This is a genomic window from Alkalihalobacillus sp. FSL W8-0930 (genome assembly GCA_037965595.1).
In the GTDB taxonomy this organism is placed as follows: Bacteria; Bacillota; Bacilli; order Bacillales; family Bacillaceae_D; genus Alkalicoccobacillus.
Map to the genome: position 1 here is coordinate 2,999,529 of CP150183.1, position 15,110 is coordinate 3,014,638.

General features: G+C 41.7%; 13 protein-coding genes and 1 riboswitch. Of the genes, 1 reads left to right on the plus strand and 12 read right to left on the minus strand.

All coding sequences use genetic code 11. The features are described from left to right. Positions 1-156 precede the first annotated feature (156 nt). The 9 genes from NSQ54_15855 to uvrB form a co-directional block, all read right to left on the minus strand. A complete protein-coding gene (locus NSQ54_15855) occupies positions 157-666 on the minus strand; it encodes an acyltransferase (protein WYP25779.1) in 510 nt (169 codons plus the stop codon). Continuing rightward, positions 663-1,310 (minus strand): pyrophosphatase PpaX, encoded by a 648-nt coding sequence (gene ppaX / locus NSQ54_15860; GenBank protein WYP25780.1) that lies wholly within the window; start codon positions 1,308-1,310, stop codon positions 663-665. The genes NSQ54_15855 and ppaX overlap by 4 nt, the downstream gene beginning before the upstream one ends. 13 nt (positions 1,311-1,323) lie before the next feature. Then, positions 1,324-2,163 (minus strand): prolipoprotein diacylglyceryl transferase, encoded by an 840-nt coding sequence (lgt, locus tag NSQ54_15865; GenBank protein ID WYP25781.1) that lies wholly within the window; start codon positions 2,161-2,163, stop codon positions 1,324-1,326. A 30-nt stretch (positions 2,164-2,193) separates the two neighbouring features. Continuing rightward, entirely contained in the window at positions 2,194-3,129 is a 936-nt protein-coding gene (gene hprK / locus NSQ54_15870) for an HPr(Ser) kinase/phosphatase (protein WYP25782.1), read from the minus strand. Between the two features lie 140 nt (positions 3,130-3,269). After that, complete coding sequence (locus tag NSQ54_15875) at positions 3,270-3,623, minus strand: phage holin family protein (protein ID WYP25783.1); 354 nt, start codon at positions 3,621-3,623, stop codon at positions 3,270-3,272. Continuing rightward, entirely contained in the window at positions 3,616-3,816 is a 201-nt protein-coding gene (locus tag NSQ54_15880; protein WYP25784.1) for a PspC domain-containing protein, read from the minus strand. Before NSQ54_15880 ends, NSQ54_15875 begins: the two co-directional genes overlap by 8 nt. A gap of 61 nt (positions 3,817-3,877) precedes the next feature. Further along, positions 3,878-4,969: a DUF4097 domain-containing protein gene (locus NSQ54_15885; protein WYP25785.1), complete on the minus strand. Its 1,092-nt coding sequence runs from the start codon at positions 4,967-4,969 to the stop codon at positions 3,878-3,880. Positions 4,970-5,044: 75 nt separating this feature from the next. Then, the gene (gene uvrA, locus NSQ54_15890) at positions 5,045-7,921 is read right to left on the minus strand and encodes an excinuclease ABC subunit UvrA (protein WYP25786.1); all 2,877 of its coding nucleotides are present in this window, start codon (positions 7,919-7,921) and stop codon (positions 5,045-5,047) included. Between the two features lie 4 nt (positions 7,922-7,925). After that, positions 7,926-9,911, minus strand: a complete 1,986-nt coding sequence (gene uvrB, locus NSQ54_15895) for an excinuclease ABC subunit UvrB (GenBank protein ID WYP25787.1) — start codon at positions 9,909-9,911, stop codon at positions 7,926-7,928. A gap of 232 nt (positions 9,912-10,143) precedes the next feature. Then, positions 10,144-10,285: riboswitch (FMN riboswitch) on the plus strand. Positions 10,286-10,464: 179 nt separating this feature from the next. Between uvrB and NSQ54_15900 the strand changes: the two genes are divergently transcribed. Then, positions 10,465-11,427: a DMT family transporter gene (locus tag NSQ54_15900; GenBank protein ID WYP25788.1), complete on the plus strand. Its 963-nt coding sequence runs from the start codon at positions 10,465-10,467 to the stop codon at positions 11,425-11,427. 34 nt (positions 11,428-11,461) lie between these two features. Here NSQ54_15900 and NSQ54_15905 read toward each other — a convergent pair whose 3' ends face one another. From NSQ54_15905 to NSQ54_15915, 3 genes are all read right to left on the minus strand, one after another. Beyond that, entirely contained in the window at positions 11,462-12,691 is a 1,230-nt protein-coding gene (locus tag NSQ54_15905; protein ID WYP25789.1) for an alanine--glyoxylate aminotransferase family protein, read from the minus strand. Positions 12,692-12,704: 13 nt separating this feature from the next. Beyond that, entirely contained in the window at positions 12,705-13,928 is a 1,224-nt protein-coding gene (locus tag NSQ54_15910; GenBank protein ID WYP25790.1) for a Zn-dependent hydrolase, read from the minus strand. A gap of 177 nt (positions 13,929-14,105) precedes the next feature. After that, positions 14,106-15,098, minus strand: coding sequence for an ABC transporter substrate-binding protein (locus tag NSQ54_15915; protein WYP25791.1), 993 nt, complete (start codon positions 15,096-15,098; stop codon positions 14,106-14,108). Positions 15,099-15,110: the final 12 nt, after the last annotated feature.

Here is a 15,110-nt window from a genome sequence, read left to right on the forward strand (position 1 = left end):
CGGAAAAACGCCGCTAAAGTGTCTTCACCACGTTCTGTTCCGTAGGAGTCTCAGGTTCTCCTTTCGCTCGTTTCGCAAAAACACGAATGGCGAATGATTCTCGTTGAATCATTCGCCATTCCCTCGTTTATTTTGAGCTATGTCCCAGGCTCAATATTATTTTACTTTACCCTCAGGTCTAGGAAGCTTTCTAATTATTTGCATGGGGTTTCCCCCTACAAAGGTGTACGGTTCAACATCACGATGAACGAGCGTACATGCTGACACAATCGCTCCATCACCGATCGTGACTCCAGGTAGAATGGTGCTGTTTGCTCCAATCATCACTTCATCACCGATCTTAACCTCACCTAATCGATATTCCTTAATTAAGTATTCATGAGCAAGCAATGTCGTATTGTATCCAATCACCGAATTACGACCGATGGATATTTTCTCAGGAAACATCACATCCATCATCACCATTAACGCAACAGCTGTTTCCTCACCAACCTTCATTCGAAGACCATGGCGGTATAGCCAATTTTTCATGCCTAGCCAAGGTGTGTACCGAGCGAGCTGTATCACGATAAAATTCTTCATGACCTTTAAAAAAGGAACCGTTTTGTAGATATGCCATAAAGAGTTAGCCGACGGAACTGGATAACGTTCCGTTTTCCGACTCACGACTGTGTCACTCCAACAATATCCAATAAGTCATCCATGGTGTGTAAGATGTAGTCGGGGTTAAATGATTTAAGGTACTCTTCTCCCTTAATGGCCCATCCAACTGCAGCCGTGGTTACACCTGCATTTCGACCTCCCAAAATGTCATGAGAATTGTCTCCAACCATAATGGCCTCTTCAGGTGTTGACCCAAGTGCCTCAAGAGCTTTCATTAGAGGTTCTGGATCTGGTTTGGCTTTTGTCACATCATCTAGTCCAACCACAACATCAAAAAAGCCATCAATCCCTTTAAGCTTTAGCCCCATATGAGCCGTTTGATTTTTCTTTGTTGTGACAATCGCCATTTTAAACCCTTGTTCATGCAGCTTTTGGAGACCTTCATACACTCCCGGATACTCTTCGACAAGCTCATCATGATGCTTATGGTTGTGAGTCCGATACGTTTCAACCATCTCTTCCCAGCGTTCGGCATCAATTGATTGGAATGTATCTTGAAGAGTTGGTCCGATAAAAGGGAGAACCGTTTCACGCGTATACTCGTTTGGCCGATAGTGTTCTAATGTATGCAAAAATGATGCAATAATTAATTCATTTGTATTAATAAGAGTCCCATCTAAATCAAACAACAATGTCGTTTTCTTCATCTAATCTTCCTTCCTACTTCTTCTTATTCTTCTTCGCTGGCTTATCCTCGTCAAGATAACCAGGCGGACGAACAACGAAGCGACGGTAAACAATAAGCGCTATTGCACCTACGACAAGTATAACTGAAATCAATTGCGCCACTCTTAGAACATCTCCAATTAGAAGGTAGTCTAAGCGAATGCCTTCAATGAAGAATCGTGCGATCGAATACCAGATCACATAGATCAAGAACAGCTCACCTAAACGCAGATTAACACGGCGAAGCCATAATAGAAGGGCTACCCCAATAAAGCTTAAAATGGATTCGTATAAAAACGTCGGGTGATAATAGGTACCATTAATGTACATTTGATCAATAATAAACGTTGGCAGATGTAGATTTTCTAAAAAGGCTCTACTAACTTCTCCGCCGTATACCTCTTGGTTCATAAAGTTACCCCAACGGCCAATCGCTTGTCCGAGCAAAATACTTGGTGCTGCCACATCTGCAAGCTTCCAGAAGGAAACGCCTCGCTTACGAGCAAATACAATGGCCGTAATGACTGAGCCAATTAATGCTCCGTGGATCGCGATCCCACCCTCCCAGATGTAGAACACTCGAATAGGATCATCAGCAAACTGATCCCACCGGAAAATCACGTAGTAAATACGTGCGGAGATAATCGCTATTGGTAAAGCAAACAATAAGAGATCTGCAAAGATGTCTTTAGGTAGACCTCTTCTTACACTCTCCCTAGATGCCAGAATGTATCCGAGTAAAACGCCTAGCCCAATAATTACGCCATACCAATAAATAGTGATAGGCCCTAGCTCTAAAAAAACTCGATTTAATGCTTGTATGTTTTCATCCATCTTTACACCTCATTTAACCACGTAGATTGATTAGTATTCATCGCGGTCTCCATCTTGTATCACTTCTGTTAATCGCTCTGAGAATTCCTGTGCCGCATTAAACCCTAAGCGCTTCAGCCTAAAGTTCATGGCAGCTACTTCAATGATAACGGCCAAGTTACGTCCTGGGCGAACCGGAACCGTCAGTTTAGGAATTTCCGCATCAAAGATCTTAAGCGTTTCCTCGTCTAGTCCCAAGCGATCATACGCTTTTCCTTGATCCCAGTTTTCAAGATTAATACACAGGCTAATTCGTTTAAATGGACGAACGGCTCCTGCTCCAAACAGCGTCATCACATTAATAATACCGAGACCACGTATTTCAAGCAAATGACGAATCAATTCCGGAGGATGTCCAATTAACGTATCCTCATTCTGTTGTCTAATTTCAACGGAATCGTCAGCCACAAGGCGGTGACCACGTCGGACTAAGTCAAGAGCTGTTTCACTTTTACCGACTCCACTACTACCTGTAATCAAAACGCCAATCCCATAAATATCGACCAATACACCATGCATTGCTGTTAACGGAGCAAGCCTACCCTCAAGGAAGTTAGTCAATCTACTACTTAATTGCGTCGTCGTATGTGTTGAGCGAAGAACGGGAACTCCCACCTCTTCAGCCGCCTCTACTAATTCTTTAGGCGCTTCCAGCCCTCTTGAAAGAATGACGCCTGGCGTATCGTATGTACATAGCTTTAACATACGCTCTTTTTTCTCTTGATCACTTAGTTGTTTAAAAAAGGACAATTCTGTTCGACCAATTAATTGAAGTCTTCGTGCTGGATAATATGTAAAAAAACCGGCCATCTCAATACCAGGACGAGAGATATCACTCGTTGTAATTGGGCGATAGATCCCTTCTTCTCCGGCTACTAACTCAAATTGAAACTTTTCTAATAGATCATTCGCAGTCACTTTTGCCATTCCTGTCCAACCCCTTCAGAAGCTTCATTCTACACACGTATGTACTCACCCATTTTAGCACGTTTTGACTAAAAACATTCAAGAAACCACCAAAGAAAAACGACGAGTCAGCCAAATGATTGGATAACTCGTCGTTACGATTACGAATGTGCAGATTTAATTGGGTTAATAAGCAGTGTTTGAAAAATCGTTAAGATCAAGGAAGCGAGTAAAGCTAATCCAAATCCGTTGATCACAAAGGCATCGCCCATAAACCATGAGGCCAAGTAAAGCGTGATCCCATTAATAACAAGCAGAAACAATCCTAACGTCAGGATGGTCGCTGGTAATGTAAACAAAATTAAGATTGGTCGAACGGTTACATTTAATAGTGCTAAAACTAAACTAGCCACAAAGGCAGCGCCGTATCCTGTTAATGTGATGCCATCAAATAAGAAATCAATTAGAAGTAGCACAAACGCATTTAAAATCAAACTTACAATAAATTTAATCATCGAACATTTCCTCTTCATTTGGCACAACTAGAGCCATAATAATATAAATTAAAAGCGCTGTTCCTGACGTGAAAAATACAAGCAATGCCCATATAATACGTAAAAGGGAAACATCGAAATTATATTGTTCAGCAATTCCTCCACAGACCCCAGCTAGTTTCCGATCATTTTGTGATCGATATAACTTTTTCATTCTTCATGCCTCCTATTTAAAAGCGGTCTGCCAGTTGTCCTGGCAGACCCTATGCTTTCTTTTAGTCTAAATCTTTTGCTTTAATAGAGCCAGTATTTGAAACAGCACTCACCTTCACGCGCGGAGAAGCACTTGGGTTTCCAACGAAGTGTAAGGAGCGGTTAGCAAAGTCCTTTTTCTCCTCTAACACTTCTGAGTCAGCCATTGCATTTGAGACTCCACCAACATTTGTTTTAAACTTGCCTTCAAGACGAATCGTTGACGGAACATGAATATGGATCGTTCCAGTTGTTGTTTTCAGTTCGGCAAAGCCTGCCTCATCCAGCGATTCAAGCTCATACGTTAAAGTTCCATTAATCGCTTCGATATCAGCATCTTGAATTTTACCACCTACAAACACAGTACCATTTAGTGTTTTCGCATCGACAAGGTGAATCGTTGAATCTTTTAATTGGATGCTTCCATTCACCGTTTCAACGTTTGCTTTTTTCGCTTTCACACCTTCAAATGATAATGCGCCATTTAAGGTGTTTACATCAAGAGTATCCACCTCTAAATGCGAGGCAGCAATTTCGCCGTTAAAACTGTATAGTTTCACACGATCATAGCTTGATTTAGGTACATAGATCGTTGTTTTTACTTTAAGTGACTTCACTTTAGAGTGGAATGTAAGTTTTTTATCTTCCACAGCAAAAGCAGTCTCTTGAAGGAAAATCCGTCGTGCCTCTTCTGAATCCTTGACTCGATAGACATGAGCTTGGCATTCTACTCGAATATCTGATTCTTCCCATGGAATCAGTGTGATTGCACCATTTTCAAGTGAAACATCAATGACTTCTGGGGTTTCGTCTCGGTGATGAAACGTATGATCAACAACAACATGAGAACCAAAATTAAAATCAAAGTCAGCTTCTTTTATTTTCTTAAAAGCTGTTTCAACAAAGTCTGTGAACTTGGTCGCATACGAGCCTGCATCAGACTTAGTCTTATTTTCTCGTGATTCATTTCCTTTTTCCCAGTTCACTTCTGTAGAAAGTTGAGTGGAGCTTGATGTTGAGTCGTCCTTTTCAATCGCTTGAAGTAACTTAATTCCCTCTTCAGCAGTTACCTTACCATCCTCGATCATCTTCAGGATCATTTTCTTCTCTTCCATGCTTTCACTCCTCCAGGTACATTTAGTTATTCTTACTAGTCTATACGAGGCTTCGGACAGAAATGTTTCAAGAAATTAAGATTGTTGTTGTAATTCTTTTTGCTCAAGTCTAACGCGCATTCTTTCTTTGTCCCGTTTTAAGATTGGATCTAAGTATTGACCGGTGTAAGATTTCTTTACAGCTGCAACCTCTTCAGGGGTTCCCTCTGCAACAATCGTTCCACCTTTATCTCCACCTTCAGGACCAAGATCAATAATGTGGTCAACGGTTTTAATCACATCAAGATTGTGCTCAATCACTAGAACCGTATCTCCATTGTCTACCAAACGCTGCAGCACATGCAAGAGATGTCCAATATCCTCAGTGTGCAAACCAGTGGTTGGTTCGTCTAAAATATATAGCGTGCGTCCAGTCGCTCTTTTATGAAGCTGAGAAGCTAATTTTACACGTTGTGCTTCTCCACCTGAAATGGTTGTCGCCGGCTGACCAAGTCGGATATAACCGAGCCCTACATCAACTAAGGTTTGAATCTTACGTTTTATTTTAGGAATGTTCGTGAAAAATTCTAGGCCTTCTTCCACCGTCATCTCAAGAACGTCTGCAATCGTTTTTCCTTTATACGTAATTTCAAGTGTCTCTCGGTTGTATCGTTTCCCATCACAAACCTCACACGGAACGTATACATCCGGAAGAAAATGCATTTCAATCCGAATAATTCCGTCTCCACGGCATGCTTCGCAGCGTCCACCTTTGACATTAAAACTAAAACGACCTTTTTTGTACCCACGTACTTTTGCTTCATTCGTCATGGCAAATACGTCGCGAATATCATCAAATACACCAGTGTATGTGGCTGGATTAGAGCGCGGTGTCCGGCCAATGGCTGATTGGTCGATATCGATGACTTTATCTATTTCTTCAATACCCGTAATTTCTTTATGGGCACCCGGCTTTTCCTTGGCACGATGGATAGAGTGAGCAAGTGACTTATGCACAATTTCATTAACCAATGTACTTTTTCCTGATCCCGATACACCTGTGACCGCAGCAAACACACCGAGTGGGAAGCCAACTGTCACATTTTTCAAGTTATTCTCCGTTGCATTTTTCACAGTGAATTTGCGGCCTGTTAACTCTCTGCGCTTCTCTGGAACAGGGATAAACTTTTTACCAGATAGATATTGTCCAGTAAGCGATCCTTCATCTGCCATAATTTCATTAGGTGTCCCGGCAGCCGTAATGGTTCCACCGTGTACTCCGGCACCTGGGCCGACATCTATGATGTAATCCGCAGCAATCATTGTGTCTTCGTCATGTTCAACGACAATTAGAGTGTTACCTAAATCACGCATTTGCTCAAGAGCTCGAATTAACCGATCATTATCTCGTTGATGAAGACCAATGGATGGTTCATCGAGAATATACAGAACCCCCATCAATGATGAACCAATTTGAGTCGCTAAACGAATACGCTGTGCTTCCCCACCAGAAAGTGTTCCAGCGGCTCGTGAAAAGGTTAGATAATCAAGTCCTACATTAATGAGAAACTCAGCTCGATCATAAATTTCTTTTAAGATTAACGCACCGATTGATTTTTCCTTTGGTGTAAGGTCTAAATGCGTAATAAAGTGTTGAGCATCCTTTATGGACATTTTCGTTACTTCTCCAATATGCTTCTCATTTACCTTAACTGCTAATGCTTCTTTCTTTAATCGATAGCCTTTACAAGTAGGACAAGGCTTCTGACGCATATAGCCTTCCATTTGCTCACGAATGTAATCAGAGCTTGTCTCATGATAACGACGTGAGATGTTCTTTAGAACACCTTCAAACTCAATGGTCCCCTCACGAACGCGCCCAAAATCATTTTCATAGTGGAAAAAGATTTTTTCCTTTCCACTTCCTTTAAGAATCTTATCCATTTGGGCAGCAGGTAGCTTTTCAACAGGAGTGTCCATATCAATACCAAAGTGGTCACATACCGCCTCAAGCAACTGCGGGTAATATTGAGAGCTTATAGGTTCCCAAGGGGCAATGGCATGCTCTCTTAATGTTCTAGATGGATCAGGGATCACTAAATCCACATCTACCTCAAGCTTTGTGCCTAAACCATCACAACTCCCACACGCACCATAAGGACTGTTAAATGAAAACAAGCGAGGCTCAAGCTCTGGAATTGAAAACCCACAGATCGGACATGCATAATGTTGACTAAATAAGATTTCTTCTCCATCAATTACATCAACAAGTACTCGTCCATCAGCAAGCTGGAGTGCCGTTTCTAACGAGTCGGCTAGACGGCTATTAATTCCTTCTTTAATGACAACACGGTCAATGACCACTTCAATTGTATGTTTTTTGTTCTTCTCCAGTTCAATCCCTTCTGCAACCTCATGCATCTCACCATCAATTCGAACACGCACATAGCCTTGCTTTTTTAAATCATCAAGAACCTTTACATGTGTTCCTTTCCGACCAGATACAAGTGGAGCTAGAATTTGCATTTTTGTGCGTTCAGGAAACCCTAATAGACGATCTACCATTTCTTGAATCGTTTGTGAGGAGATTTCAATGCCGTGATCAGGGCAATATGGTCGACCGATACGCGCATACAATAAGCGAAGATAATCATAAATCTCGGTTACTGTCCCAACCGTTGATCGCGGATTACGGCTTGTTGTTTTCTGGTCGATAGAAATGGCCGGAGATAACCCATCAATTGAATCAACATCTGGTTTGTCCATTTGACCTAAGAATTGTCTCGCATACGCAGACAGAGACTCAACATATCGTCTCTGTCCTTCTGCGTAAATCGTATCAAAAGCAAGTGACGATTTCCCTGAACCAGATAATCCTGTTAAAACAACAAGCTTATCACGTGGAATTGTCACATCAATATCTTTTAAGTTATTGGAACGAGCTCCTTTTACAATGATATTTTCCTGTGCCATGTGCTCACCCTTCCGCTTTCATTTGAATCACGATATCTCGTAATTCTGCCGCTCGTTCGAAATTAAGATCTTTTGCTGCTTGTTTCATTTCAGCTTCAAGACGCTCGATCATCGCAGCCTTCTCTTGTTTGCTTAGCTTTGTTTTAGGAGCAGCTGATGCAGCGTAATCCTCTGTATCCTCCGCAGCGTACGTTGCTTGAATGACCTCAGGCACTTTCTTTTTAATTGTTTGAGGCGTAATTCCGTGCTCCTCATTAAATGCCTTCTGTATCGTTCGTCTACGCTGAGTTTCATCTAAGGCCACTCTCATCGAATTAGTAATTTTGTTTGCGTACATAATGACGTGTCCATTCGAGTTACGAGCAGCACGTCCGATTGTTTGAATAAGCGATCGTTCCGCTCTTAAGAAGCCTTCCTTATCAGCATCAAGAATGGCTACAAGTGAAACCTCAGGTATATCAAGACCTTCACGGAGTAAGTTAATCCCAACCAGTACGTCAAATGTACCTAAACGAAGCTGCCTTAAGATTTCAATCCGTTCAAGTGTTTTTATTTCAGAATGAAGATATCTTACCTTAATACCAAGCTCCTTCAGGTAATCTGTTAAGTCTTCAGACATCTTTTTTGTTAAGGTTGTGACTAATACACGCTCATCGCGAGCCATGCGGTCATGAATTTCACCAACAAGGTCATCAATCTGACCTTCTATTGGACGTACATCAATCGTTGGATCAAGTAATCCAGTTGGTCTAATAATTTGTTGAACCATATCAGGTGTTTTTTCAAGCTCATAAGGGCCCGGAGTTGCTGAAACGTAGACAACCTGATTCACCTTTTCTTCAAACTCTTCAAATCGTAATGGTCGGTTATCTAAAGCAGATGGTAAACGGAATCCATGATTCACTAAGATTTCTTTACGTGCTTTATCTCCATTAAACATTCCGCGAACCTGCGGCAGTGTTACGTGGGACTCATCCATAATTAATAAGTAGTCATCGGGAAGGAAATCCATCAATGTATATGGTGTAGCACCGGCTTCTCTTAATGTCAAATGACGTGAATAGTTCTCAATCCCTGAGCAAAAGCCCATTTCAGCCATCATTTCTAAATCATACCTAGTCCGTTGCTCCAAGCGTTGGGCTTCAAGCAGTTTTCCTTCTTCTTGCATGTTCTTAAGCTGTTCCTCAAGCTCTGCTTCAATGTTTGCCATAGCGCGCTTTAATTTTTCCTCACGCGTAACGAAGTGAGATGCAGGGAAGATCGCTACATGTTTTCGCTCGCCTCTAACTTCTCCTGTAAGAGCATCAACTTCTGTAATTCGGTCAATTTCATCTCCAAAAAGCTCAACACGAATACATTGCTCATCACGGGAAGCTGGGAAAATTTCTACCACATCTCCACGCACACGGAATGTACCACGAGTAAAGTTAATATCGTTTCGGTCATATTGAATGTCAACCAGTTTCCGTAAAAGTTCGTTTCGATCAAGCTCCATCCCTACTCGCAGGGACAAAACAAGGTCTCTATACTCCGTCGGAGAACCTAAACCATAAATACACGAGACACTCGCGACAATGATCACATCGTTACGTTCGAACAATGAGCTTGTTGCAGAGTGTCTAAGCTTATCAATTTCATCATTAATACTTGCATCCTTCTCTATAAACGTATCAGAACTCGGTACATATGCTTCCGGCTGATAATAATCATAATAACTAACAAAATACTCCACAGCGTTATTCGGGAAAAATTCCTTGAACTCACTATATAACTGACCAGCAAGTGTTTTATTATGAGCCATAATTAACGTTGGCTTATTCACTTGCTTAATCACATTTGACATGGTGAATGTCTTACCGGTACCTGTTGCGCCAAGCAACGTTTGAAACTTTTCACCATTATTTAACTTCTCAACAATCGTTTTAATTGCTTCTGGCTGATCACCCTGAGGTTCATAATCAGAAACAAGTTCAAATTCTTTCTGTTCCACAAGCCAGCCTCCTAATCGAACATATGATCACATGCTAAGTATATCATAACTACATTAAATACACACAAAAAAGCGAACGTTCGTACCCCATTTATTGTAGCCAATCTCTGACACTCACATACTCTATAAAGCATTAATACCCGTTTCTCTGAATAATAAAATGGCAAAACTTTTTACTGGACGAATTCTGATGGGTGAGCTATGATATGAACTATCGAAATGAAAATAGAATATGGATCTTCGGGGCAGGTGTAATTCCTGACCGGCGGTGATGTTTCATTAAACTAAGCCCGCGACTCCAGCTGCTTGCAGCTTGGACTGATCTGGTGTAAATCCAGAGCCGACGGTTAAAGTCCGGATGGGAGAAGATATAGATAGGCGCATTTATTTAAGTGTACCTATTTGAAGATGCATGTTTATTTGTGCTTTTTCTGACTTCTAGTCCCGATTGTCTACTAAGTTGATCGGGTTAATCAGAACAAGCGGAATCCATGCATCTTTTTTATTTCTTACGAACGATCCCATATTCAAACAACTAAAAGGGGTTTGAATCATGGAACAAACAGGTCTAAAATCAAAAAACACGTTTTGGCTCATCGTTATAGGTGCTGCCTTCTGGGGAGTCAATCCGCTCTTTAGAGTATTACTTCTCGATACATTAACATCTGCACAAATTGTGTTTATTGAACACATGTTACTCGCTTTTATTACGATTCCTATACTCTGGTTTAATCGCCGAGAGTTAAAAGGGCTGAAGAAAAGTCATATTGGTGCATTGCTTTTCATTTCATGGGGAGGATCCGCTTTAGCTACGCTGTTATTTACGGCAGGTTTGACGTATGGAAATATCAATGCTGTATTATTGCTTCAAAAAATGCAGCCATTGTTTGCGATTATACTCGCACGTATCTTACTAAAAGAGATGTTTCCAAGACACTTTACACCACTCGTTATTGTCGCTTTAATTGGAACATACTTTTTAACGTTTGGTTTCTCGTTACCACTTGGTCATATGGGTGAAGTCATTCAGATGGGAAGTATCCTTTCATTAGCTGCCGCAGCATTATGGGGTGGATCAACGGTAATGGGTCGATTATTATTAAAGCAAATGAAGTTTGAAACCGTCACGTCCTTACGATTCGTATTAGCTATTCCATTTATTACAGTCATTATGCTTATTCAAAATGCTGCGTGGACACTTCCAAGTGATTCCGTAAGTATGACACTAATTGGTGTAAATCTATTAGTATCTGCGCTATTGCCAGGATTGTTCAGTATGCTTCTTTATTACAAAGGGTTGACGAATACAAAAGCAAGTGTCGCTACACTCGCTGAACTAAGTTTTCCGATGACAGGTATGATTGTGAACTGGCTTGTTTTCCAAGAGAGTGTCACTGCTGCTCAATTCACTGGATTCATCTTGATTTGGATTGTTCTCTTTACAATCTCTAAGCAACGTGAAATTGTTGCTCCGATCTCAAAGGAACAAGCACCGTTACTATCAAAAACGTCTTAACAAAAAGCCAGAATGGACCTAGTCCATTCTGGCTTTAATTTTGTTCCTCTGCATAATAACGGATAGCCACTTCAAGTGCCCTTCCTTTATTAACTGGTACACCGTAATAAACAAGAACGCCCTCAAGTGCACCTAGAACAGCGAGAATGTTTTCTCGTCGACAGCTATATCCCATTGTACCAATTCGCCAAATCTTCCCATGAAGTGGTCCAAATGAGCTCGCAATTTCAATCCCAAACATCTCAAGTAATGTGTGCCTCACTTCATCGGCTTCTACACCTTCAGGCACGTTAATACATGTAACCGTCGGCAGTTTAACCGAATCGTCTCCGAATCGCTCTAATCCCATTGCCTCGAGACCGATCATTAATGCCTTCTCATGATAAGCATGACGCTTAAAGCGCTCCTCCAATCCTTCTTCTAAAACAAGACGTAACCCTTCGCGTAAGGCATAAATCATAGTAGTCGCTTCCGTGTGATGGTTTAAACGACGCGGCCCCCAGTAATCCTGAAGCATCGATAAGTCAAAGTAATTACTACGAATAAATTGCTGATTGGTTAATTTAAGCTCTTCTTCTGTTGCAATGCCTCGCTCTACTTTCTTACGTTTAGCAATCCGCTCTTCCACTCGTTCGTTGTATGTTAACGGAGCTAGACCAGAAGGAACGGATAAGCATTTTTGAGTACCGGCAATTAATCCATCGATACACCATTCATCCACTTTCACATCTGCTCCACCAATAGAAGCGACGGCATCAACAATGAATAAAATGTCTTGCTTGCGACAGGCCTCGCCCACTTCTTTTAATGGCTGCATACGCCCAGTTGATGTTTCAGCATGAACAAGCGCAACGATATCAGGGTTAACCTCGTTCATGGCTCTAATGATTTCCTCTGGCTCAAAAACACGACCCCATTCTTTCTCAATCACCTTGACTGTTGCACCATATCGCTCACAAATTTCAATTAACAGGTTGCCAAATCGACCATAGACAGGGACGAGAACAACGTCTCCAGGGTGAATCACACTACAAAGCATCGCTTCAATGCCCGAGCGTGACGTCCCATCGACCGGAAAAGCCCATTGGTTCTTCGTTTGAAATAACTGACGTAACATGTCCATTACTTCATTCATAACACCCGTAAATGCTGGGTCAAATTGGCCAACAATTGGTGTGGACATCACACGCAATACTCTCGGATCAACCTCCACTGGACCCGGTGTTAAAATCGTTCGCAATGGAGTAGATAAATCTTGATACATGAGTTCATTCCTCCTATTCATACGCTAGTGCATAAAGCTGTGCTTTCAGAAGTTGAAGTCCTTTTTCAAGTGCCTCTGGGTCTGTCCACTCCTCAGGAGAATGACTGATCCCCTTTTGACTTGGTACAAATAAAAGCAAGGTTGGACAGGTTTGTCCAAACACCTGCGCATCATGCCCTGCCCCACTCACCATTTTTTCAGAAGAGAAGCCAAGCTCGTCTGCTTGAGATAATGCCCGTTCAACAAACACATTGCTTAATTGGACTGGCTCAATCTGTAACCAGCAATCTTGGCTCATCTCCATCTCATTTTGCTTAGCTACCTCTTTAAATTGATGAATGATTGTTTCAAATTGATCTAAAACACTCGTTTGTGCGTGTCGTACATCTAAGCTGCACTCAACCCCTCCAGCAATGACATTTGGCACATTCGGTGATGCCACTAAACGTCCAACCGTCGCCACGAGTGATGAATCAAGTTGTTCAGCCTGATCTGTGATGTATGTGATAAATTCAGCTGCTAAACGCATAGCGTCTTTTCGCATGGACATCGGTGTGGTTCCTGCATGGTTACTCTCACCGCTAAACTGGATCATGTATCTTCGCTGCCCGACAATGTCGCTCACAATCCCAACGTCCTTTTGTTTCTGTTCAAGAAGAATGCCCTGCTCAATATGAAGCTCAATAAAAGCCTGAATCGTTTCTGCTGACGTATTTGTTGAAAGGCTCTTTCCAAATCCAGCATCAATCATCGCCTGCTGAAGGGAGATGCCGTCAGAATCAATATAGGTGTCTGCCGTATCCAACACACTTTGTCCAGTTATCCATTTGGAACCCCAGAACGTAAAAGGGAAACGACTTCCCTCCTCCTCCGCTAAAGAAACCACATCAATCGTCCGCTTAGGGGGGCCATACTCAAAGTACAATTCACTTGCCGCCAGAAAACTAGCTAGCACTCCATAGGCTCCATCAAACTGTCCTCCATCACGAACCGTATCAATATGGGAGCCTGTCAGAATGATAGAATCTGGTTCATCTGTGCCGACATAACGTCCATACAAATTACCAACTTCATCAAAACGAACCGTGAATCCTCTTTGGATCATTTGTTTTTGTAATGCAAGCTGAGCTTCCAGCCAGGACTCTGAATAGAGAAGCCTCGTCACCCCTCCATTTTCCGTTTTCCCGTAGGATGCTAACCATTTAATCCAATCACTAATTGATTGTTCTGGATACATCGGCTGTAGTTGTGCGATCGTTCTCGTCCTCCTTTACTCCACTCTATCTGTTAGCTTTATCATAACGATTTCAAGCTAATGATACATTGGCGATAACACCAAATAATAGTTCATTTTTTAGATAAAATAACTAAACACACAATAGAAAAAAGGCCTCTCGTTGGCCTCTTGTTTGAATTAAGTTTCAGGAAGAAATTCCGTTGTGAAAATGTCTTCTGTTTCAAAGTCTTCATCTAAAAGGTTTATTTCAAGGAGTTGATCTATTAACGTCCTCCACTTATCAGCTGTCATATACCCTGTTCCCTGGCTAGCTGCATCAAACCCGTAAATATATTCATATTGGGTTTCTGCTTCGTAATTTAATTCTTCTAGTGCGATATTAGGATTTGCCGCTGTAATAACTTCATTAATCTCCTCGTAGTTTTCTTCGTACAATTTCCATCCTTCAAGGTAACTGTCTACAAATTTCTCCACAACGGATGCATGCTCATTTAAATAATCTTTGGTGACAAATAACACCACATTGTATGGATCATATCCCGATTCAGAAACTAAGAGTGTCTCCGTAGGAATCCCTTCACGTTCTAGAAAAAATGGTTCTGACGTCACAAAAGCCTGAGTAACGGACTCCTGTTTTTCAATAAACGTTACGTTCTGACCATTATAAGCCAGTTCATTTACGCCTGATAAATCATATTCATTTTTAAGAAAGTCCCAGTATGTAATACCTGGTTGAATGAATACCTCGCGACCATTTAAGTCTTCAAAATCATTTATTTCTGTTCCCTCATGATACATAAATGCCTGAGGACTACCTTGCATGGTAGCGGCAAGTGCCACCAACTCTATGCCTTGATTACGTGCGATGACTAGTTGATCAGCGTGTGCTAGTCCAAAATCCGCATCACCAGCCGCTACAATCTGAATCGGTGATACTTGGGGACCCCCCGGCTCAACCGTTAACTCAATCTGTTGTTCTTCAAATAGCCCCTCTTCTATTCCTGCATATACTCCTCCATGCTGAGATTTAGGAAACCAGTTTAATACAAGCTTTACATCCTCATGAGACCCATCCGCTGCTCCCAAGGCACTTCCTTCTTCTCCACACCCCGCTAAAAGAACTCCAGTCGCAATCATTAAGCTTGCTCCCACAAATGATGAACGTTTCATAGATTAGACCCC